At 63.0% G+C, this 18,976-nt stretch carries 18 protein-coding genes; 6 read left to right on the top strand and 12 right to left on the bottom strand.

The window, feature by feature from the left end:
* Positions 1-55: 55 nt before the first annotated feature.
* Positions 56-1,834: an acyl-CoA dehydrogenase C-terminal domain-containing protein gene (locus tag KY379_RS05035; protein WP_133327348.1), complete on the top strand. Its 1,779-nt coding sequence runs from the start codon at positions 56-58 to the stop codon at positions 1,832-1,834.
* A gap of 231 nt (positions 1,835-2,065) precedes the next feature.
* Here the strand turns inward: KY379_RS05035 and KY379_RS05030 are convergent, their stop codons facing one another.
* Positions 2,066-2,953 carry a LysR family transcriptional regulator gene (locus tag KY379_RS05030; protein ID WP_133327346.1) on the bottom strand — a complete coding sequence of 296 codons (888 nt, stop codon included), beginning with the start codon at positions 2,951-2,953 and terminating at the stop codon, positions 2,066-2,068.
* A 210-nt stretch (positions 2,954-3,163) separates the two neighbouring features.
* Between KY379_RS05030 and KY379_RS05025 the strand changes: the two genes are divergently transcribed.
* Together KY379_RS05025 and KY379_RS05020 are read left to right on the top strand one after the other, a co-directional pair.
* Positions 3,164-4,444, top strand: a complete 1,281-nt coding sequence (locus KY379_RS05025) for an aspartate aminotransferase family protein (protein ID WP_261239351.1) — start codon at positions 3,164-3,166, stop codon at positions 4,442-4,444.
* Positions 4,445-4,594: 150 nt separating this feature from the next.
* Positions 4,595-4,753, top strand: coding sequence for a YqaE/Pmp3 family membrane protein (locus KY379_RS05020; RefSeq protein ID WP_009681539.1), 159 nt, complete (start codon positions 4,595-4,597; stop codon positions 4,751-4,753).
* An 80-nt stretch (positions 4,754-4,833) separates the two neighbouring features.
* Here the strand turns inward: KY379_RS05020 and KY379_RS05015 are convergent, their stop codons facing one another.
* From KY379_RS05015 to KY379_RS04970, 10 genes are all read right to left on the bottom strand, one after another.
* Positions 4,834-6,657 (bottom strand): alpha/beta hydrolase family protein, encoded by a 1,824-nt coding sequence (locus KY379_RS05015; RefSeq protein ID WP_261239350.1) that lies wholly within the window; start codon positions 6,655-6,657, stop codon positions 4,834-4,836.
* Positions 6,623-7,771 carry a pyrroloquinoline quinone biosynthesis protein PqqE gene (gene pqqE / locus KY379_RS05010; RefSeq protein ID WP_261239349.1) on the bottom strand — a complete coding sequence of 383 codons (1,149 nt, stop codon included), beginning with the start codon at positions 7,769-7,771 and terminating at the stop codon, positions 6,623-6,625. Before pqqE ends, KY379_RS05015 begins: the two co-directional genes overlap by 35 nt.
* Positions 7,743-8,018, bottom strand: a complete 276-nt coding sequence (gene pqqD / locus KY379_RS05005) for a pyrroloquinoline quinone biosynthesis peptide chaperone PqqD (protein WP_133327338.1) — start codon at positions 8,016-8,018, stop codon at positions 7,743-7,745. The genes pqqE and pqqD overlap by 29 nt, the downstream gene beginning before the upstream one ends.
* Positions 8,015-8,770 carry a pyrroloquinoline-quinone synthase PqqC gene (pqqC, locus tag KY379_RS05000; RefSeq protein ID WP_133327336.1) on the bottom strand — a complete coding sequence of 252 codons (756 nt, stop codon included), beginning with the start codon at positions 8,768-8,770 and terminating at the stop codon, positions 8,015-8,017. The genes pqqD and pqqC overlap by 4 nt, the downstream gene beginning before the upstream one ends.
* A gap of 8 nt (positions 8,771-8,778) precedes the next feature.
* Positions 8,779-9,690: a pyrroloquinoline quinone biosynthesis protein PqqB gene (gene pqqB, locus KY379_RS04995; RefSeq protein ID WP_133327334.1), complete on the bottom strand. Its 912-nt coding sequence runs from the start codon at positions 9,688-9,690 to the stop codon at positions 8,779-8,781.
* Positions 9,691-9,770: 80 nt separating this feature from the next.
* Positions 9,771-9,842 carry a pyrroloquinoline quinone precursor peptide PqqA gene (gene pqqA, locus KY379_RS04990; RefSeq protein ID WP_003243383.1) on the bottom strand — a complete coding sequence of 24 codons (72 nt, stop codon included), beginning with the start codon at positions 9,840-9,842 and terminating at the stop codon, positions 9,771-9,773.
* A gap of 169 nt (positions 9,843-10,011) precedes the next feature.
* Positions 10,012-12,300 (bottom strand): pyrroloquinoline quinone biosynthesis protein PqqF, encoded by a 2,289-nt coding sequence (gene pqqF / locus KY379_RS04985; RefSeq protein ID WP_261239392.1) that lies wholly within the window; start codon positions 12,298-12,300, stop codon positions 10,012-10,014.
* Positions 12,293-13,087, bottom strand: a complete 795-nt coding sequence (locus KY379_RS04980; RefSeq protein WP_261239348.1) for a carbon-nitrogen hydrolase family protein — start codon at positions 13,085-13,087, stop codon at positions 12,293-12,295. The genes pqqF and KY379_RS04980 overlap by 8 nt, the downstream gene beginning before the upstream one ends.
* A gap of 15 nt (positions 13,088-13,102) precedes the next feature.
* On the bottom strand, positions 13,103-14,785 hold the full coding sequence (locus KY379_RS04975; protein WP_261239347.1) for a flavin monoamine oxidase family protein: 1,683 nt from the start codon (positions 14,783-14,785) through the stop codon (positions 13,103-13,105).
* Between the two features lie 188 nt (positions 14,786-14,973).
* A complete protein-coding gene (locus KY379_RS04970) occupies positions 14,974-15,435 on the bottom strand; it encodes an Lrp/AsnC family transcriptional regulator (protein ID WP_133327326.1) in 462 nt (153 codons plus the stop codon).
* A gap of 272 nt (positions 15,436-15,707) precedes the next feature.
* On the opposite strand from KY379_RS04970, the gene KY379_RS04965 reads away from it, so the two are divergent.
* The gene (locus tag KY379_RS04965) at positions 15,708-16,238 is read left to right on the top strand and encodes a DUF2442 domain-containing protein (protein WP_196172041.1); all 531 of its coding nucleotides are present in this window, start codon (positions 15,708-15,710) and stop codon (positions 16,236-16,238) included.
* Between the two features lie 236 nt (positions 16,239-16,474).
* Here KY379_RS04965 and KY379_RS04960 read toward each other — a convergent pair whose 3' ends face one another.
* On the bottom strand, positions 16,475-17,596 hold the full coding sequence (locus KY379_RS04960) for a Fic family protein (RefSeq protein ID WP_196172040.1): 1,122 nt from the start codon (positions 17,594-17,596) through the stop codon (positions 16,475-16,477).
* A 551-nt stretch (positions 17,597-18,147) separates the two neighbouring features.
* Here KY379_RS04960 and KY379_RS04955 point away from each other — a divergent pair.
* Positions 18,148-18,387, top strand: a complete 240-nt coding sequence (locus KY379_RS04955; protein ID WP_196172039.1) for a hypothetical protein — start codon at positions 18,148-18,150, stop codon at positions 18,385-18,387.
* 248 nt (positions 18,388-18,635) lie between these two features.
* Positions 18,636-18,905 carry a DUF3077 domain-containing protein gene (locus KY379_RS04950; RefSeq protein ID WP_196172038.1) on the top strand — a complete coding sequence of 90 codons (270 nt, stop codon included), beginning with the start codon at positions 18,636-18,638 and terminating at the stop codon, positions 18,903-18,905.
* Positions 18,906-18,976: the final 71 nt, after the last annotated feature.

The following is an 18,976-nucleotide window of genomic DNA, read 5'->3' as shown; positions in this document are numbered from 1 at the left end:
TTCAAATCCGTGCTGCGGTTGCCCGAACCGCCCGACCCACTAGCGAGAGGTTGTCATGGCTGAATATAAAGCGCCCCTGCGCGACATGCGCTTCGTTCTCAATGAAGTCTTCAACGTGGCCGAACAATGGGCGCAATTGCCTGCGCTGGCCGAGGCCGTAGACGCCGACACCGCGATGGCCGTGCTGGAGGAGGCTGGCAAGGTCACCGCACGCTCCATCGCGCCGCTCAGCCGTGCTGGCGATGAAGAAGGCTGTCACTGGGATAACGGCGCCGTGCGTACCCCAGCCGGTTTCATCGATGCCTACAACACCTACGCCGAGGGTGGCTGGGTGGGCGTAGGCGGTGATCCCCTGTTCGGTGGCATGGGCATGCCCAAGGCCATCTCGGCCCAGGTCGAGGAAATGGTCAATGCCTCCAGCCTGGCCTTCGGCCTGTACCCGATGCTCACCGCCGGGGCCTGCCTGTCGATCAACGCCCACGCCAGTGAAGCGCTCAAGGCGCAGTACCTGCCGAACATGTATGCCGGCGTCTGGGCCGGCTCCATGTGCTTGACCGAACCGCACGCCGGTACCGACCTGGGCATCATTCGCACCAAGGCCGAGCCCCAGGCCGACGGCAGCTACAAGGTCAGCGGCACCAAGATCTTCATCACCGGCGGCGAACACGACCTGACCGAGAACATCATCCACCTGGTGCTGGCCAAGCTGCCGGATGCACCGGCTGGGCCCAAGGGCATTTCGCTGTTCCTGGTGCCGAAGTTCCTGGTCAACGCCGATGGCAGCCTCGGCGCTCGCAACTCGGCCACTTGTGGCTCGATCGAGCACAAGATGGGCATCCAGGCTTCGGCCACCTGCGTGATGAACTTCGACGAAGCGGTGGGCTACATCGTCGGCGAGCCGAACAAGGGCTTGGCCGCGATGTTCACCATGATGAACTACGAGCGCCTGGGCGTCGGTATCCAGGGCTTGGCCTCGGCCGAGCGGTCCTATCAGAACGCGGTGGAGTACGCCCGCGACCGCCTGCAAAGCCGTTCGCCCACGGGCCCGCAAGCCAAGGACAAGGTTGCCGATCCGATCATCGTCCACCCTGACGTGCGCCGCATGCTGCTGACCATGAAAGCGCTGATCGAAGGCGGTCGGGCGTTTTCCACCTACGTGGCGATGCAACTCGACAGTGCCAAGTACAGTCAGGACGCTGCCATCGGCAAGCGCAGCGAAGAGCTGGTCGCGTTGCTTACCCCTGTGGCCAAGGCGTTTCTCACTGATCTGGGCCTGGAATGCGCGGTGCATGGCCAGCAAGTGTTCGGTGGCCATGGCTACATCCGCGAGTGGGGGCAGGAGCAACTGGTGCGCGATGTGCGTATCACGCAGATCTACGAAGGCACCAATGGTATTCAGGCGCTGGACCTGATGGGTCGCAAGGTGGTGGCCAGCGGTGGTGCGTACTACCGGCTGTTCGCTGACGAAATCCGTCAGTTCATCGCCAGCTCGGACAGCGAGGCGGTTGAGTTCACCCGCCCTCTGGCGGCAGCCCTCGATCAGCTCGACGGGCTCACCGACTGGGTGCTGGACCGGGCCAAAGGCAACCCGAACGAGATCGGCGCGGCTTCGGTGGAGTACCTGCACGCCTTCGGCTATGTGGCATACGCCTACATGTGGGCGCTGATGGCGCGTGCGGCCACCCAGGGCGAAGGTGACCCGGCGTTCTACTCGGCCAAACTGGGCACGGCACGCTTTTACTTCGCCCGCCTGCTGCCGCGAGTCGACTCGCTGGTGGCGTCGGTGAAGGCGGGCAGCGAGCCGCTGTATCTGCTCGATGCCGAACAGTTCTAAGGCGATGATCAGGTTTTGTAAGCTTTCTCCTACATGACGTGGTGACTATTCGCCACTGTTCGGCGATTGGATCCACGGTTAATCTCTGTTCCATGGACGTCGCGCAGGAAGCGCAAAGGACAGAACAGGGACAACGAAGGATGCCTGCCAGGGTCGGTGGGGCGATAGGGATGTCATAGGGAAACAGTCTGGAAAACCCCGCTTCGGCGGGGTTTTCTTTGTGCGCGGGTTTTAGCCGAGCACGTCTTCTTCCAGCAAGTTGCGCAACAGCTCCACCGAAGCCTGCTGGCGCTGGGCATCGCGAAACACCAGACCGACCTTGAGGGGCACACGAGGTTCGCTCAGTGGTTTCCACAGCAATCCCTGATCATCTTCGGCGGCCGCCTTGGCCCGGCCAGGCAGGATGGTCGCCAGCGCGGTGTGCGACAGACTGTCGAGAATCCCGGCCATGTTGTTCATCTCCGCCTGGACCTGGGGTCGACGCCCCTGGTTGGCCAACTGCTCCTTCCAGATCTGGCGGATCTGGAATTCTTCGCCGAGCATCAGCATCGGCAATTCTGCCGCCTGGCGAATGGATACCTTCTTGAAGTCTTTCAGGGGGTGGGTATCCGGTATGACCAGCTGCAATTCATCTTCGTACAACAACAGGCCATGCAGTCCTGGCTGACGCGGCGGCAGGTAGCTGATGCCAATATCCAGGCTGCCGTTGAGCAGACGTCGTTCGATCTCCAGCCCCGACAGCTCGTAGATCTGCACCACCAGATGCGGCTGGGCTTTGCGCACACGCTCGAGCAGCTGTGGCACCAGACCTGGGCGCACGGTCTGCAGCACCCCGATGGCCAGGGTGCGTACCGACTGCCCCTTGAAGTTGCGCATGGCTTCGTGGGCGCGCTGCAGGCCATCGAGCAACGGCTGGGCATGGTTGTACAGGGTGTGGGCAGCCAGCGTCGGCAACAGTCGCTTGTTGGCGCGCTCGAACAGGCTCAGGTCGAGACTGTGCTCGAGCTGGCGGATCTGCTGTGACAGGGCTGGCTGGGACAGCGACAGCCGCTCTGCGGCCCGGCCCACATGGCCTTCTTCATAGACCGCGACGAAATAACGCAGTTGGCGAAAATCCATAAGCAACACTTATCGAAAAAGCTGGAAAAACGGAATGGCCGCAAGCGCCTCGCACGCCTAGTCTATCGCCGTACAGCAAAGGGTTACAGCGCCATCGGCGGCGATTGTTACCGAGGCTGAGAAACACTTTTGATAGGCAGGGCAAAATTATCGGGCGCCGGCATCAGATCAGGCCCCGGATGCCCATTTGCGTGATTGGTCGGAGCCTCCATGAACCTGTTCAACCTGCGCCGTTCGGCACCTGCCGCGGTCGCCGAGCCCGTGCGTGCGCCGGTCGCCCCGGCGGATGCATCGCCGCTGTCGCGTGAGTGTCTGATGCCTGGCAGCGTGCGTGCCCCGCAGGTGTTCGTGCGGGGCCAGGGATCGTGGTTGTGGGACGACAAAGGCCACGCTTACCTGGATTTCACCCAGGGAGGTGCGGTCAACAGTCTGGGCCACAGCCCCAGCGCGCTGGTCAAGGCTCTGGGCAACCAGGCCCAGGCGTTGATCAATCCCGGCGCGGGCTATCACAGCCGTGGCTTGCTGGCGCTGGTCAATCGCCTGTGCCAGAGCACCGGCAGCGATCAGGCCTACCTGCTCAACAGTGGCGCCGAAGCCTGCGAGGGGGCGATCAAGCTGGCGCGTAAATGGGGCCAACTGCATCGCAACGGCGCCTACCACATCATCACCGCCAGTCAGGGCTGTCATGGCCGTAGCCTGGGCGCACTGTCGGCCTCCGACCCGCTCCCATGCAACCGCTGCGAACCGGGCCTGCCAGGATTCAGCAAAGTACCGTTCAATGATCTGGCGGCGCTGCATGCGCAGGTCGATTCGCGCACCGTGGCGATCATGCTCGAGCCGATCCAGGGCGAAGCGGGGGTGGTTCCGGCCACCCGTGAATACCTGCAGGGCGTGGAGAAGCTGTGCCGCGAGCTGGGCATCCTGTTGATTCTCGACGAGGTGCAGACCGGTATTGGTCGTTGCGGTGCGTTGCTCGCCGAACAGACCTACGGCGTGCGCGCCGACATCATCACGCTGGGCAAAGGCCTGGGCGGTGGAGTACCGCTGGCGGCATTGCTGGCCCGTGGTCGTGCGTGCTGCGCTGAGCCAGGCGAACTGGAGGGCAGCCACCACGGCAATGCGTTGATGAGCGCAGCCGGCTTGGCGGTCCTCGACACCGTGCTGGAGGCCGGCTTCTTCGAGCAGGTGCAGGACAGTGGCCGCCACCTGCGCGAGGGGTTGTCGCGCCTGGCAGGCCGCTATGGTCAGGGCGAAGTGCGTGGGCAGGGGCTGCTTTGGGCACTGCAACTGCGCGAGAACATCGCTCCGGCGCTGGTCGAGGCTGCGCTGGACGAAGGCTTGTTGCTCAACGCTCCGCAAGCGGATGTTCTGCGCTTTTCCCCAGCCCTGACCGTGAGCCGGGGCAGCATCGACGAAATGCTTCTGCGCCTGGCTCGGGCCTTCGCAAGGCTCCACGCCAAACAGCACAACCGGCGGGAAGTGCCGGCCTGATCCGCATTCAACCGAACCGTCTTGCGTTTCTGCGCACCGCCCTGGGCCGATCGACTTGGCTCGGGGCATTTTTTTGCCTGGCGTTCAGGCGGTGGAACCTCTGCAGGGCGCGGCTAGTCTTTGTTTAAACCCCTCAAAGGAGCTATACGCATGGACTTCATCCGCATCATCATCGCCATCATCCTGCCGCCGCTGGGCGTATTTCTTCAGGTAGGCTTCGGCGGGGCGTTCTGGCTGAATATCCTGTTGACGCTGCTGGGTTACATTCCGGGGATCGTGCACGCGGTGTACATCATTGCCAAACGCTGAGCGTGCAGGGCTGCTGGGCGGCCCTATCGCAACGTAAGCCCGGCAGGGTATGACACCGGCTGGGCCGGTGTTCGCGGGTATCAGCCGTTCAGCACCCGGCAATAGAACTTCCACTCTTCTTCCAATGCGTGCGCGAGGTTTTGCGCACTGCGTAGACCATGCCGCTCGCCGGCATAGAAGTGGCCTTCGGTCTCGATGCCGTTGGCCTTCAGGGCCGCCAACATCGACCGGGTCTGTTCCGGCACCACCACCGCGTCCAACTCGCCCTGGAAGAAAATCACCGGCGCTTTGATCCGAGCCGCATGCAGCAGCGGCGTGCGCTGGCGGTAGCGCTCGGCATCGCGCAGCGGATCGCCGATCAGCCAGTCCAGGTAATCGCCTTCGAACTTGTGCGTGGCGCGACCCAGGGCAATCGGGTCGCTGACGCCATAGAGGCTGGCTCCGGCACGGAACACATCGTGGAAGGCGAGCGCGCACAGGGTGGTATAGCCGCCGGCGCTGCCGCCGCGGATGAACGCCTTGTCGCGGTCGATCAGGCCGCGCGCAGCCAGGTGCTCGACCGCAGCGCAGGCATCCTCCACGTCGCTATCGCCCCAGTTCAGGTGCAGCGCCTGCCGATAAGCCCGGCCATAGCCGCTGCTGCCCCGGTAATTGAGGTCGGCGACGGCGAAGCCACGCTGGGTCCAGTACTGGATGCGTGGATCGAGTACCGGGTAGCAGGCCGAAGTCGGTCCGCCGTGGATGAACACCACCAGCGGTGCCGGGCCGCGGCTGCCGGCGGCGGGATAAAAGAAACCGTGGGCGGGGGTGCCCGCGCTGTCGTAGTGGATCGATTGCGGCAGGCTGATGTGCCGCGCCGGCATGACCTCCGCGCCACCGGCCAGCACCCGGACTTCGTGGTTGTCGCGGGCGATGGCGATGACCGCCGGTGGGCTGATGGGCGAGGCGGCGATGGCGTAGATGAAGTGCTCATCTTCGGCCAGGCTGCGAAAACGGCTGTAGGCGCTGGCGAAACGCTCTACCCGACCGTCGGCGGTACGCAGCCCGAGCTGGCCGAAACCGTCCTCGAACCAGCTGGCGAGGTAGCTCTGCGGGCCGTCGACAAGCCAGGTGCTGGCGCCCAGTTGCCACGGTGCCGGGGCATGGTCGGCTGCTTCGGCAGGCAGGGCCTGCCATTGGCCGTCGACTTCGCCCCAGGGTTGCCAGAAGCCATTGCGGTCGGACAGGCAGTAGAGTCGGCCTTGCAGGTCGAAGCGCGGCTGCTGCAAGGACTCGTCGTCGCCAGCGATGCAGCGCGCCGCGCCCCAGGTGCCGTTGCTGTCACGCTCGCGACCCATCAGCCGGGTCACTGTCCAGGGCTGCGCCGGTCGGTCCCACTCGATCCAGGCCAGGCGCTGACCATCGCCACTGAGTGTGGGCGCGGCATAGAAATCGGCGCCCTCGGCCAGCACCTGCCGAGTGCCTTCGCCCAGCGCGACCAAGCGATGCTCGACTTGCTCCGCATGGCATTCCTCGACTGCCAGCACCTGGCCGTCATGCCATTGCAGATCGCCGTAGCGGCACTGCGGGTCGGCGGTCAACGCATTGGGCAAGCCGTCGTCCAGCGACTGCAGATAGACTTGCTGATCGCCTTCGTTGACGAACACGACGGCGTCGCCGGCGAGGCAGAAACTACCTCCGCCATATTCGTAAACCCGGCTGCGTGCGCTGAAGCCGTCCGGGGTCAGGCAGCGGGCTTGATGGTCACGCCAGTGCCAAAGACGGCAGGCGCCATCGGCTGGACGGAACTCGTTCCAGAACAGGCCGGTGGGGCCGACCTTGATTTCGGCGAAGTCGGTGCCAGCGGCCACGGCCTGCTCGGCGCTGAATTCAACCGCGGACGATGACACGGGAGTTTCGTTCATTGCGGAAGGTCATCTGTTCAATGGCGAGCTGGGCGGTTTCCGCTTCCTCGCGGGCCTTGAGGATGATGCCGTGGTCCTGCGACTTGGCGCACACCGGGTCGGCCTTGCTGGCATCGCCGGTGAGCATGAAGGCCTGGCAGCGGCAGCCGCCGAAGTCTTTTTCCTTCTCATCGCAGGAGCGGCACGGTTCGGGCATCCAGTCGTAACCGCGGAAGCGGTTGAAACCGAACGAGTCGTACCAGATGTGCCGCAGGTCATGGTCGCGCACGTTGGGGAACTGCACCGGGAGCTGCCGGGCGCCATGACACGGCAAGGCGGTGCCATCCGGGGTGATGGTGAGGAACAGACTGCCCCAGCCGTTCATGCAGGCCTTGGGGCGTTCTTCGTAGTAATCGGGGGTGACGAAGATCAGCTTGCAGGGGTTGCCTTGGGCCTTGAGCTTGTCCCGGTACTCGTTGGTGATACGCTCGGCCCGTTCCAGTTGCGCGCGGGTCGGCAGTAGCCCGAGGCGGTTGAGATGCGCCCAGCCGTAGAACTGGCAGGTGGCGAGCTCGACGAAATCGGCCTCCAGGGCGATGCACAGTTCGATGATGCGGTCGATCTTGTCGATGTTGTGCCGGTGGGTAACGAAGTTGAGCACCATCGGATACCCGTGGGCCTTCACCGCACGGGCCATTTCCAGCTTCTGGGCGAAGGCCTTCTTCGAGCCGGCCAGCAGGTTGTTGACCTGCTCGTCACTGGCTTGGAAGCTGATCTGGATATGGTCGAGGCCGGCTTGCTTGAAGGCGGCGATGCGCTGCTCGGTCAGGCCGATGCCAGAGGTGATCAGGTTGGTGTAGTAGCCCAGCCGGCGCGCCTCGCCGATCAATTCGGCAAGGTCCTGGCGCACCAGTGGCTCGCCGCCGGAAAAACCGATCTGGGCAGCGCCCATTTCGCGCGCCTCGGCCATCACCTTGAACCACTGGGCAGTGTCCAGCTCCTTGCCCTGCTGGGCGAAATCCAGCGGATTGGAGCAGTACGGACACTGCAGCGGGCAGCGGTAGGTCAGCTCGGCGAGCAGCCACAACGGCAGGCCGACCGGGACCTCAGGCGAGGGTGATCCAGTGTTCGGCACGGGCCACCTCCATGAACTGCTCGATGTCGTCTGCGACCTCGGGCACATCGGGGAATTGCTGGGTCAGTTCGGCGATGATGGCGGCGACGTTGCGCTGGCCATCGATCAGTCCGCCGATCAGACCGGCGCTGTCGTTGAGCTTGATCATGCCCTCGGGGTACAGCAGTACATGGCCCTTCTGCGCCGGTTCGTACTGGAAGCGATAGCCGGGGCGCCAGTTGGGTACCAGGGTGCGATCGAAGCTCATAGGGCGATCCCCTTGTGCCAGACGCGCTCGCCGGTGACGCTGTGATAAGGCGGGCGGTTCAGTTCATAGGCCATGCTCATGGCGTCGAGCATGCTCCACAGGATATCCAGCTTGAATTGCAGGATCTCCAGCATACGCTCCTGGCCGGCACGGGTGGTGTAATGCTGCAGGGTGATCGCCAGGCCGTGTTCCACGTCACGTCGGGCCTGGCCCAGGCGGGTGCGGAAGTATTCGTAGCCGGCCGGGTCGATCCACGGGTAATGCTGTGGCCAGCTGTCCAGGCGCGACTGGTGGATCTGCGGCGCGAACAGCTCGGTCAACGAGCTGCTGGCGGCCTCCTGCCAACTGGCGCGGCGGGCGAAGTTGACGTAGGCGTCGACGGCGAAACGCACGCCCGGCAGCACCAGCTCCTGGGAGCGCAGTTGGTCGGGGTCCAGGCCCACGGCCTGGCCCAGGCGCAGCCAGGCCTCGATACCGCCGTCTTCGCCTGGCGCGCCGTCATGATCGAGCAGGCGCTGGATCCACTCGCGGCGGATCTCCCGGTCGGGGCAGTTGGCCAGGATAGCGGCATCCTTCATCGGGATGTTGACCTGGTAGTAGAAGCGGTTGGCCACCCAGCCCTGAATCTGCTCACGGGTGGCGCGGCCTTCGTACATCGCCACATGGTAGGGATGATGGATGTGATAGTAGGCGCCCTTGGCGCGCAGGGCCTGCTCGAATTCGGCAGGGGACATCGGCAGTGCTTCGCTCATCGGGCCTCCTACAACTCGATGCTCATGCCATCGTAGGCCACTTCCACGCCGCGGCGCAGGACCTCGGCTCGCTCGGGGGAGTCTTCATCGAGAATCGGGTTGGTGTTGTTGATGTGGATGAGCACCTTGCGCTGACGCTGGAAGCCGTCGAGCACTTCGAGCATGCCGCCGGGACCATTCTGCGCCAGATGGCCCATCTCGCGGCCGGTGCGGGTGCCGACGCCCCGTCTTTGCATCTCGTCGTCTTCCCACAGGGTACCGTCGACCAGCAGGCAGTCGGCGTCGTGCATCATCGCCAGCAGTTCGTCGTCGACCTGGCCCAGGCCCGGCGCGTAGAACAGCTTGCCGCCGCTGCGGGTGTCCTCGACCAGCAGGCCAAGGTTATCGCCCGGATGCGGGTCGAAGCGGTGCGGCGAGTAGGGCGGCGCGGCACTGCGCAGCGGGAAGGGGGTGAAACGCAGATTCGGGCAGGCGTCGATGACGAAGCTGCCTTCGAGCTCGATGCGGTTCCACTGCAGCCCACCGTTCCAGTGACTGAGCATGTTGAACAGCGGGAAGCCGGTGGTCAGGTCCTGATGGACCATGTCGGTGCACCAGACCTTGTGCGGGCAACCTTCGCGCAGGCTCAGCAGGCCGGTGGTATGGTCGATCTGGCTGTCGAGCAGGACGATGGCGTCGATGCCGGTGTCGCGCAGGGCACGGGCCGGCTGCATCGGCGCGAAGGCCTGCAGCTGGGCGCGGATGTCGGGCGAGGCGTTGCACAGGATCCAGTGCTCACCGTCGTCAGACAGGGCGATCGAGGACTGGGTGCGTGCCGTGGCGCGCAGGCTGCCATCGCGAAAGCCCTTGCAGTTGACGCAGTTGCAGTTCCACTGCGGGAATCCGCCACCAGCGGCGGAACCGAGAATCTGGATGTACATGGCCACTCCCTAATCCGAAGACCCGTATCCGAAAAACGACAACGCCTCGGCGGGCCGAGGCGTCGAACCACGAGCAGGGCTTAGCGGTTGGCGAAGTACATGGTCACTTCGAAGCCGATACGCAGGTCAGTGTAAGCAGGTTTGGTCCACATGGAGTTGCTCCTTCCGAAAGAGGGTTTTGGGTCCAGCCAGTACATTGGGTGCCGCCTCGGCAAGGAGGTTCCATTGACTGGGATTGCGCTATCTTACAAGAATTTTCTGTACCAAAAGGTTAATTATTCGAAATGGGCCCTTGCAGCCGACGTAACAATGGTGACCTGTTCAGGGCCACCAAAGGCTCGGCTCGGCTGTATTGGCCAGGCAGAGCCAGGTCGCATCGGGCGCGAGCATGTGCCCGAGCAAGGCATCCAGATCGGCTTGTTGCGTCATCAGGATAGACTGTCGTAGGCAAGTCAGCTTATCCGGCAAACGCCCCAGGTGGGCTTGCCAGGCCCAGTGGGCGACATCGGCGTTGGTCATGGCCGCTTCGCTGAACTGCTCGGCCAGTGCCTGGCGTGCCCCGGCCTGCAGCCTGACACCTTGTCGTAGCACGGCCTGGAGATGGCCGATGATGTCGCGGTGGCCGGCATGGGGTGACTGCACCCCGAACAGCAGGCCTGGCACGCCTTCGACCTGGCGGAAGGTGCTGAACACCGCGTAACCCAGTTGCAGTTCCACGCGCAGGCGCTGGTAGACCGGGCCCTGCAACAGATGCCCGAGCAGGCGGCCGCTGCCTTGCTCCCGACTCGTGAGGGGGTAGAACAGCAGCAACGCATGCTCGCTGCCGGTCGCGGCGGCCTGTTGCCAGCGGCGGGTCAAAGTCGGCGGCAACGGTCTTGCGTCGCTGCCCTGACCTGGGCAGCGCTGTAGCACCGTGGCCAGGGCATTCAGGCCAGTCTCGTCGAAGCCGGTCGCCAGGCCGTGCCAGGCTGCGTGTTGCCAGATCTGCTGCAACTTGCCTTGATCCAGCGTGCAGGCAGGTAGGGGCTCGACTGCCATGGCGTGCAGTGCATCCGGCAGTTGCTTGAGCAAGGTACGGATGGGGATCAGTGGCGACGGTTTGGCTGGTACGCGGGTGAAGGATTCGTCCGTAGGCTTGCGCAGTACCTCCAGCGCTTCCTCGCTGACCCGTACCACTGCACTGGGTACGCCTGCGCAGCGCAGATGCCAGTAGTCGCCCACCGTGCTGAAGTCCAACTGCAACGAGGCTCGTTCGGCCCGCTCATGCAGGGGGGCCAAAGCCTGTTCGAGTACGGCATGCAGGCGCTGGCGCAGTGGCGAGCGGATCTGCCAGCGCAGGTTCAGTTCGGCATGCAGGCGTGAGGCAGGCAGCGCATCGCTGACGCTCAGCGCCTTGGGCAATGACCCGGCAGGCGTGGCTGGCCAACCATTGAACAGCAAAGGATCGGTGGTTTGCAGTTGCCACTGCCCATAGGCATGCTTGGGCAGGCCATCGAGCAGGGCACCGAAAGCGCGTAGGCCAGGCCTGTCGAGGGCGCAGAAGGGGGTGCCCGCGCTATCCCGGCGTGCCAGCTCCAGTGCGCTGGCAGCTTCCTCTCGTCGCTGCTGGAGCAAGGCGAAGCCTGCGTTGAGTTGTTCAGCAGCGGCTCGATGCATGAAATGGAACCAGCCGTGGAACAGGCGTTGTGCTTCATCCAGGCAGGCTGTCGAATCAAGTCGCAGGTCGATGTGCCACAGCAACTGGTCTTCGTGGGCATACAGCACTTCGGTCTTGCAGCCTTGTAGCCAACCGCGTTGGCGCAGTGCATCCAGCCAGCCACCGGGGCGGCTGTCGTTCAGCCAGGCCAACAACAATTCCAATGCCTGCTCGCCGCCTGCGGGCAGGCTGTCGTGGGCGAACAGCAATGCCTTGGTGCTCGCTGGCAAAGCGGGCGGGCGATGCTGCGGCTGGTGATGCCCGGTGGGAAACAGGCTGGCGAAACGTTGGCCAAGGCGTTCGAGCTCATGCAATGGTTGAGGGCCGCACAGGCTCAGGGTGATCTGTCCGCCTTGGTAGAAATGCTGGTGGAAGTGCTGCAAGGCCTGCTGGAACGCCACATCCTGCACGGCAAGGGTGTAGCGATTGCCGGCATGGAAGCCGCTCAACGGATGCCCAGGCGCTGCGGCCTGGAGCAGGGCGAAACGGGCCTGGGCTTGCGGATCGCGCGACCAGGCAATGAATTCGGCATGTATCACGTCGCGCTCGCTGCGCTGACGGGCAATGCCCAGCTCCGGTTCGGCCAACATCTGGCACAGCCGCTGCAAACCGCCGGCGAGGGCATTGGGAGGGACTTCGAAGAAGAAGTCGGTGGTGCGTTCGCGGGTGCTGGCGTTGACCTGGCCGCCGAGGGCCTGGACATGGCGCATCAACCCATCCTCCAGCGGGAAACGCTCGGTGCCTAGGAAAAACAGATGCTCGAGAAAGTGTGCGAGCCCCGGCCAACGTGCCGGGGCGTCGTGGCTGCCGGCGTGCACGCGTAGGGCAGCGGCCGCGCGCTTGAGGTGCGGAGCATGGCGCAGCTTCAGGTGCAGGCCGTTGGCGAGGGTGAGATGGCGGGAGTTGTCAGCCACGGCGCACATGCAACTCCTGGCGCAAGTCCGCCAGATACGGAAACGCCTCGCGCCCTTGCGCCACTCGCTCATGGGCCAGTTCGGCCAGCAGCTGGCATTCATCATGCCCGGCCATGGCCAGCAGGCTACCGTCCGGGCCGACGATGCTGCTCTGCCCGCAATACTCGATCTCGCCCTCGGCGCCGCAGTAATTGGCATATACCAAGTAGCATTGGTTCTCCTGCGCCCGCGAGCGCACGGTCACCTGACAGACGAAATCGTACGGCGCCATGTTCGCCGTGGGTACCAGGATCAGCTCGGCGCCATCGAGCGCCAGGCGCCGGGCATTCTCGGGGAATTCGATGTCGTAGCAGATCAGCAGCCCGACCTTCCAGCCTTCCAGCTCGACCACCGGGAAATGGTCGGCGCCGGCACTGAACATCGAGCGGTCCAGCTCACCGAACAGGTGGGTCTTGCGGTAGTTGCACAGGCTGTGCGCCTGGGCATCGATCAGTTGCACGCTGTTGTAGATCGCCCCATCGTCGCCGCGCTCCGGGTAGCCATAGGCGATGGCGATGCCCTGGGCTTGGGCGATCGCCTGCACGGCCTTGGCCGATGGCCCGTCGGCGGCCTCCGCCAGCCGCTGCACTTGGGTCAGACCGATGTTGTAGCCGCTGAGGAACATTTCCGGGCACACCAGCAACCGCGCACCTCGTTCGGCCGCCGCCTGGGCCTGCTGTTGCAGGCGTTGCAGGTTGCCGGCCAGGTCGAGAGGGTTGGGTTCACCTTGGAACAGGGCGATGCGCATCGTGTCTCCTACGTGTCAGTCCGGCAGGGCGATCGGGCCGAGGGCTTCGAACAGATCGCCCGGGCCTGGGTTGTCCGGATGGGTCTTGCCGCCGAAGTGATTCATGATACCCCACACCGCGTTCAGCGAAGTCTGCACCGCGCCTTCCACCCAGGCGGGCGTCCATGACACATCGTCACCTGCGATGAATATGCCGCGCTGTTCTTCTGGCATGTCCTGTTGCATGAAGTGCGCGTACATGCGCTGGTTGTAGCGGTAGTGGCCTGGGAGGGCGCCCTTGAAGGCACCGAGGAAGTAAGGGTCGGCCTCCCAGGAAATGGTGATCGGGTCGCCGATGATGTGGCCGGCGATGTCGGTCTTGGGGTAGATCTTCTTCAGCGCGTCCAGAGCCAGTTGCACGCGCTTTTCCACCGGGTGAGGGAGCATCTTCAACGCATCGCTCATCCAGGCGTACGACAGGCAGATGACCCCCGGCTTGTCATCGCCGTTGTCGAACAGGTAGGTGCCGCGGGTCAGGCGATCGGTCAGGGTCATGCTCAGCAGGTCGCGGCCGGTTTCAGGGTCCTTGTCCTTCCAGAACGGCCGGTCGACCATCACGAAGGTTTTCGACGACTGCATGTAGCGTGTACGGTCCAGCGCCATCCACAGCTTTTGCGAGAACAGCGACTCCTCGCAGTCGATCTGCGTGGTCAACAGCCAGCTCTGGCAGGTGGCGAGGACCGCGCCATAGTGGCGGGTGTCGCCCCAGTTGTCGGTCACCGCCAGGCGGCCATCGGCGGCGCGGGCGATACGCTTGACGCCGCTGCGCGGCGCGCCGCCGTGCAGCGTGCTCAGGCTGGTGCCGGCAGGCCAGTGCGCGCAGCGCTCCGGGACATGGCGCCAGATGCCCTGGGGCACCTGCTCCACGCCACCGACGATCAGGTGCTGGTGGTCGTCGCAGTTGGTCATCACCACGCGGAAGATTTCCAGCATCGAGTTGGGGAAGTCCGAGTCCCAGCCGCCGGTGCCGAAGCCGACCTGGCCGAACACTTCACGGTGGCGGAAGGTCAGCTTGGCGAAGGCGTGCGAGGAGGCGACGAAGTCATAGAAGGTGCGGTCGTCCCACAGTGGAACCAGCTGGTTCCACAGGGTTTTCAGGCGCACCACGTCGCGATCGCGGATCGCCTGCTGGATTTCGGCGAACTGGGCACCGCTTTCCAGCGCATCGGCCCAGGCTTCGGCCACTTCGTGGAACAGGCTGGGCAGGTCCTGGGTGCTCTCGGCGTAGTAGGTCTGGCCTTCGAGATCGATCACCGTGCTCGCCGAAGCCGGGGTCAGCGGGTTGGGAAAGGGCTTGGTTTCCAGGCCGAGCTTGTCGACGTAGTGATAGAACGCCGTCGAGGACACCGGAAAACGCATGCCGCCGAGTTCGGCGACGATGCCGTCGGTGCCGTTGAACGCTTGCGAGCGCAAGCGGCCGCCGAGCTTCGACGCTTCGTACACCACGGGCTTGAGCCCCAGTTTCATCAGCTCGTACGCCGCCACCAGGCCTGCGATGCCTGCGCCGACAATGGCGACTTCCTCGCCGTACCGCTCAGCCGGAATGCTCCCCAGGCCGGCCGGGTGTTCCAGCCAGTCGTCGAACGCGAAGGGAAAATCCGGACCGAAGATGGTGATCGGTTTCTTGCCGTCGGCGGGATGGCGGTTGTTCCTGTTCATGAAGAGACCTTGCCAGAGCGGCTGCGCGAAGGGCGGAGCCTGAGTATAGGAGATGGCTGAAGGTCATTTTATGGAGCGGTGTGTTCGTAATTAAGGTGCAGAGTAGCTACGTAATGTATTTATTATCGTCGTAATGACTGGATACTTCGACATTATGTCGGCGCATGAAGCGCCACACGTTGATCCGCTCAGATCGGCTGCCCCCGGTCGACCTTGCTGCTGAGGATGATCGACGTCGTGGTTTTCTCCACACCTGCGAGGTTGCCGATCTGGTCGAGCAATTCGTCGAGTTGCTCTGGCGATTCGCTGCGCAGCCAGGCCACATAGTCGAACTCACCGCTCACTGCGCACAGTTGCTGCACCTGCCCCATGGCACTCAGTCGGCGGACCACATCCTTGCCCGAACGCGGCTGCACCTTGATGCCCACGTAGGCCTGCAGGCCCCCATCGATCAGGCGCTGGCCAAGGCGCACGCCATAGCCGGTGATGACCTTGTTCTTTTCCAGACGCTCCAGGCGCGAGTTGACCGTGGTGCGGGCGATCCCGAGCTGACGCGCCAAGGTCGCGACGCTTTCGCGCGCGTTGATTTGCAGCAGGGCGATGAGCTGGCGATCGACTTCGTCGAGGGTGATGGGGCGGGAGGCTGGCATGGTGGGTCTCGGTAGTAGGCCTCTTAGCCTAGCCAGCGGGGGTATGTGCGGCAAGGGCAAACCAGAGGCGCCAAGGCATTGGCCGGGCCGACAGGCTCGAAACCGCAGTGTTCAAAATGGGCGATTTCGAAAGTACTGCTTACATTTTTCTGAAAGAGCTACGTCGGCAGTGATGATACTGTTCGGTGCAACCATTGCACTCTGAGCGAGGCCGTCGAATGGGCCTCGCATAACCGACCTCAACTGCTTGCCAAGTGGAAGGAGTTGAACCCATGACCAACAAGCATTTCCTGTTGACCGATTTAGCCGTTACCGCCCCAGGGTCTTTATTGCTGACATTCGCCGATGGCCAGCGATTTCCGGTGGAGCTTGCCGAGGTCATCGCAAAGCATCCGACTTTGCGCCCTTTGTCCGACCCTGAAGTATTTGCTACTGCGGCGATGGGGGAGTGGAAGGACACAGTGATCTGGGACAATGATGACAATCTAGAACTCGCAGCTGACAACCTTCGGGCGCTCGCGGTTGAGCAGTCGGGCAAGTGTTCTCATGAGCGTGTCTGGAATTGGATGGCTGGAAACGAGCTGACACTGGACCGCGCAGCTCAGGAGCTGGGGTTGAGCCGGCGCATGCTTGCTTACTACCGAAGCGGAGAGAAACCAGTGCCGCGTACAGTTGCACTTGCCATGAAAGGGTGGGACGCCTTGTATGCGGGGAAGCCCAAGGTGAAAGTCTCGAATGAGCGAGAGGCTGGTTCGCGGGGTGGTCGGGTATCAGTCGTGCACCGCCCGAAGAAGAGAGCTTGATCGAGAGTGATCCTTGAATCCCACCTACCGGCGCATGAAATCCTGGTTTACCGGGTCATCTCTGGTGAGCAATTCCAGGTCACCGGTGCTCCGTAGTCTGTCCCTGACGAGGAGTGCGGCAGCCGCTCTAATAGGTGGCGCAGCCACGTATGAGGTTGCCCATGTTGATCTAGGAGCAAGCAGTGGAGATCAGAGTATTGGCCCGTCGAGGGCACAGTTCGGCATGGCCCAGGCGTTCAGCGTACTACCTGATAACGCGTGCTGCGCCCGCCACCCGGTAGTCGTTCGATACAGCCCTTCTCCAGCAGGTCGCTCAAGTGGCGGGTCGCAGTCGCTTTGGATACCTTGGCCACGGCCTGGTATTGCGCCGCGCTGATGCCGTCTTCGAAGCCGCGTTCGCCGCCATCGAGTAAACGGTTGAGTACTTTCACCTGTTCGGCTGACAAGGTTTGGCTGCGATGAGCTTGCCAGAAACGCGCCTTCACCAGTACGCGGTCGATGCGAGCAAGGGCTTGCTCCAGGCTTTTGAGTAGCGTGGCGAGAAACCACTGCAGCCAGGCGGTCAGGTCCGGGGTGCTCCGCTGGCTCGCTTCCAGGATGCGGTAATAACCGGCGCGGTCCTCCAGGATGCTGGCGGACATAGCGTAAAAGCGGATCGCCTGTTGTTCGCCTTGAGCCAGTGCCAGGTCGGTAATGGCGCGGGTAAGGCGCCCGTTGCCGTCATCGAACGGGTGCAGGGTCACGAACCAGAAATGTGCGATACCTGCGCGTAGAAAGGGGTCGAGACTGACGTCGCTACGGCTGCCCTCGAACCAGTCGAGAAATTCGCCCAACTGTTCTTCCAGTCCAAGGCGGGGAGGTGCTTCGAAGTGCACGGTAGGGCGCTCGAGCCTGCCAGATACCACCTGCATCGGTTCCTCGCCGCGAAGTGTGCCGATACGCAACGGGCGGCTCAGCAGGGAATCTTCGGCCGGGAACAACCAGCAATGCCACAGGAACAAGCGCTGCGCATCGAGCGGCTGCTGGTAGCCACACGTTGCATCGAGCAGCAATTGCGCCAGCCCTTCGGAGCGAGAGGTGGTGCGGCCGTTGTCGCTCAGTCCCAGGCGTCGGGCCAGGGATGAGCGCACCGAACCAACATTCAATTGCTCACCTTCGATGGCGGATGAAGTGACGATGTTTTGCAGCATGGCATCAAGGCTACTCTGCACCTCGGTATCATTGCCCGCGGCATTGAGCATGCCAAGCAAGCGACCTTGGGCCTGGCTGCAGGCCCTTAGTAGCGGTGCCAGCTTTGCGGCTTGCCAGCTGAATCGAGGCCAGTTGGGCTGTTGCCAGATCCAGAGAGGATTATTCATGCGGAATCGCCTGTGAGCCGTTTAATGAGCTTATTCGGCTCATTACATGAGCCGAATAATGCAGGCTATTCGGCTCATTGTCTAATTCCGCACGTTGATTCGTCCTATGACATGTCCATGCGTTGCGGGAAAACTGGGACATGTGATCGGTGCATGTGGAGAGTGATTTGCCGCAGATTTCTCGCCTTCAAAGTCATCGACCTCCGGTCGAGGTCATCGCTGCGCATGCGGTATCTCCAGCAAGATCGAAAATCAGATTTTCCCCCTTCCTTGTAGTCCGTTTCCCAAAGATACTTCACCCGCCTATTTTCCATTGCGGCCTCACTGGCAAGCGATCTAGTCTCAAGCCGTCGTTGCATATCAACGATGTGGCTTTGACAGGCCGCAAGGAACTTAAAGCACTGCTTCGCCTGCAATGGTGGCTGTGCGTGGGGCACGCTTGCGTGCGCCGGTCTCCCTGAGTTCCACCGGTCTGTCAACCCATGCACAGCCGCCACCCTTCTGTTTGACAGCAGACTCGATGGCGGTCCATTGGAACTCAGGAGCAGACTGTGTTGAAAATTGTCCCCGATCCACCGCAAAACCCCACCTCCTTGGAAGACACGCTACTGGTGGCGGCAGACTATGCCCTATGTGCGGAAGCTGTTGCGCAGCAAGCGGCCTATCTACAACCTCGCTCACCCACCACGCTACTGGTGATGGCGTCGATGCATGAACTTTCGACCCTACGTAAGTTGATCGATTCGGCGTTGGCGCAGGTTCAAATGCCACTGAGTCGAACTTTGCATTGAGCTGAAACTGACGTTGTCTGGGGCTGGCGCCGCGCTGCGTTCTATCCAGGCAATTCAATGGCTTCAAGGCATCTACATCGATACCAAGTTTCGCCTGGGCCGGTTTCAGTGCTGGCAAATCAGCGTTCCCCTTAGGCGGCGTAACTTGACAAACCGGGCGTCGCCCTCGCGGGGCGCTGGTTTGCCATGGCCCTAAGCCGAGGCGCTGAGGTCAGCCCAGGCACCTAGAGAACCAGGGAGAGAGCACCATGTCCACGGAAGATAACGACGGGAAAACCACTGTCGGAGAGACTAAGTTTTACCAGGGCGACGGGGGAACCCAACCGCTGTTCTGCATAGAGCCTGGCATTCCTTGTCAGGAGGCGCGTGAGCAAGCATCGGAATTGATGGGCTATGTACGCGATATGACCCTGACCGGGCTCATGGACGACAACTCGACATTGCTCTGGGCGGCGCATTACTTGAGCGCTTTAGCCAAGGCGCTGATGGATGACGCAGAGCTGGGAATGATGCGTTAGGTGGTGATCGGGTCGAAAAGAGGGGCTGCGGCCCCAGTGGACACTTTGTGGGCATCTGCATGCTTGCCGAC

Origin of the sequence: Pseudomonas sp. HD6422, assembly GCF_025377065.1 — a bacterium.
GTDB lineage: Bacteria > Pseudomonadota > Gammaproteobacteria > Pseudomonadales > Pseudomonadaceae > Aquipseudomonas > Aquipseudomonas putida_U.
Note: the sequence above shows the minus strand (reverse complement) of the source record. Positions and strands in the feature narration are given on the sequence as shown.

Bases quoted from the DNA above. Each gene is read 5' to 3' on its own strand.
- pqqD (WP_133327338.1), bottom strand. From the start codon at position 8,018: ATGAGCTTCGATCGCACCCTGGTACCCAACTGGCGCCCCGGCTATCGC.
- KY379_RS05025 (WP_261239351.1), top strand. From the start codon at position 3,164: ATGAACCTGTTCAACCTGCGCCGTTCGGCACCTGCCGCGGTCGCCGAG.
- pqqB (WP_133327334.1), bottom strand. From the start codon at position 9,690: ATGTACATCCAGATTCTCGGTTCCGCCGCTGGTGGCGGATTCCCGCAG.
- KY379_RS05020 (WP_009681539.1), top strand. From the start codon at position 4,595: ATGGACTTCATCCGCATCATCATCGCCATCATCCTGCCGCCGCTGGGC.
- KY379_RS04975 (WP_261239347.1), bottom strand. From the start codon at position 14,785: ATGAACAGGAACAACCGCCATCCCGCCGACGGCAAGAAACCGATCACC.
- KY379_RS04970 (WP_133327326.1), bottom strand. From the start codon at position 15,435: ATGCCAGCCTCCCGCCCCATCACCCTCGACGAAGTCGATCGCCAGCTC.
- KY379_RS05015 (WP_261239350.1), bottom strand. From the start codon at position 6,657: ATGAACGAAACTCCCGTGTCATCGTCCGCGGTTGAATTCAGCGCCGAG.
- KY379_RS04960 (WP_196172040.1), bottom strand. From the start codon at position 17,596: ATGAATAATCCTCTCTGGATCTGGCAACAGCCCAACTGGCCTCGATTC.
- KY379_RS05030 (WP_133327346.1), bottom strand. From the start codon at position 2,953: ATGGATTTTCGCCAACTGCGTTATTTCGTCGCGGTCTATGAAGAAGGC.
- KY379_RS04965 (WP_196172041.1), top strand. From the start codon at position 15,708: ATGACCAACAAGCATTTCCTGTTGACCGATTTAGCCGTTACCGCCCCA.
- KY379_RS05035 (WP_133327348.1), top strand. From the start codon at position 56: ATGGCTGAATATAAAGCGCCCCTGCGCGACATGCGCTTCGTTCTCAAT.
- pqqC (WP_133327336.1), bottom strand. From the start codon at position 8,770: ATGAGCGAAGCACTGCCGATGTCCCCTGCCGAATTCGAGCAGGCCCTG.
- KY379_RS04950 (WP_196172038.1), top strand. From the start codon at position 18,636: ATGTCCACGGAAGATAACGACGGGAAAACCACTGTCGGAGAGACTAAG.
- KY379_RS04980 (WP_261239348.1), bottom strand. From the start codon at position 13,087: ATGCGCATCGCCCTGTTCCAAGGTGAACCCAACCCTCTCGACCTGGCC.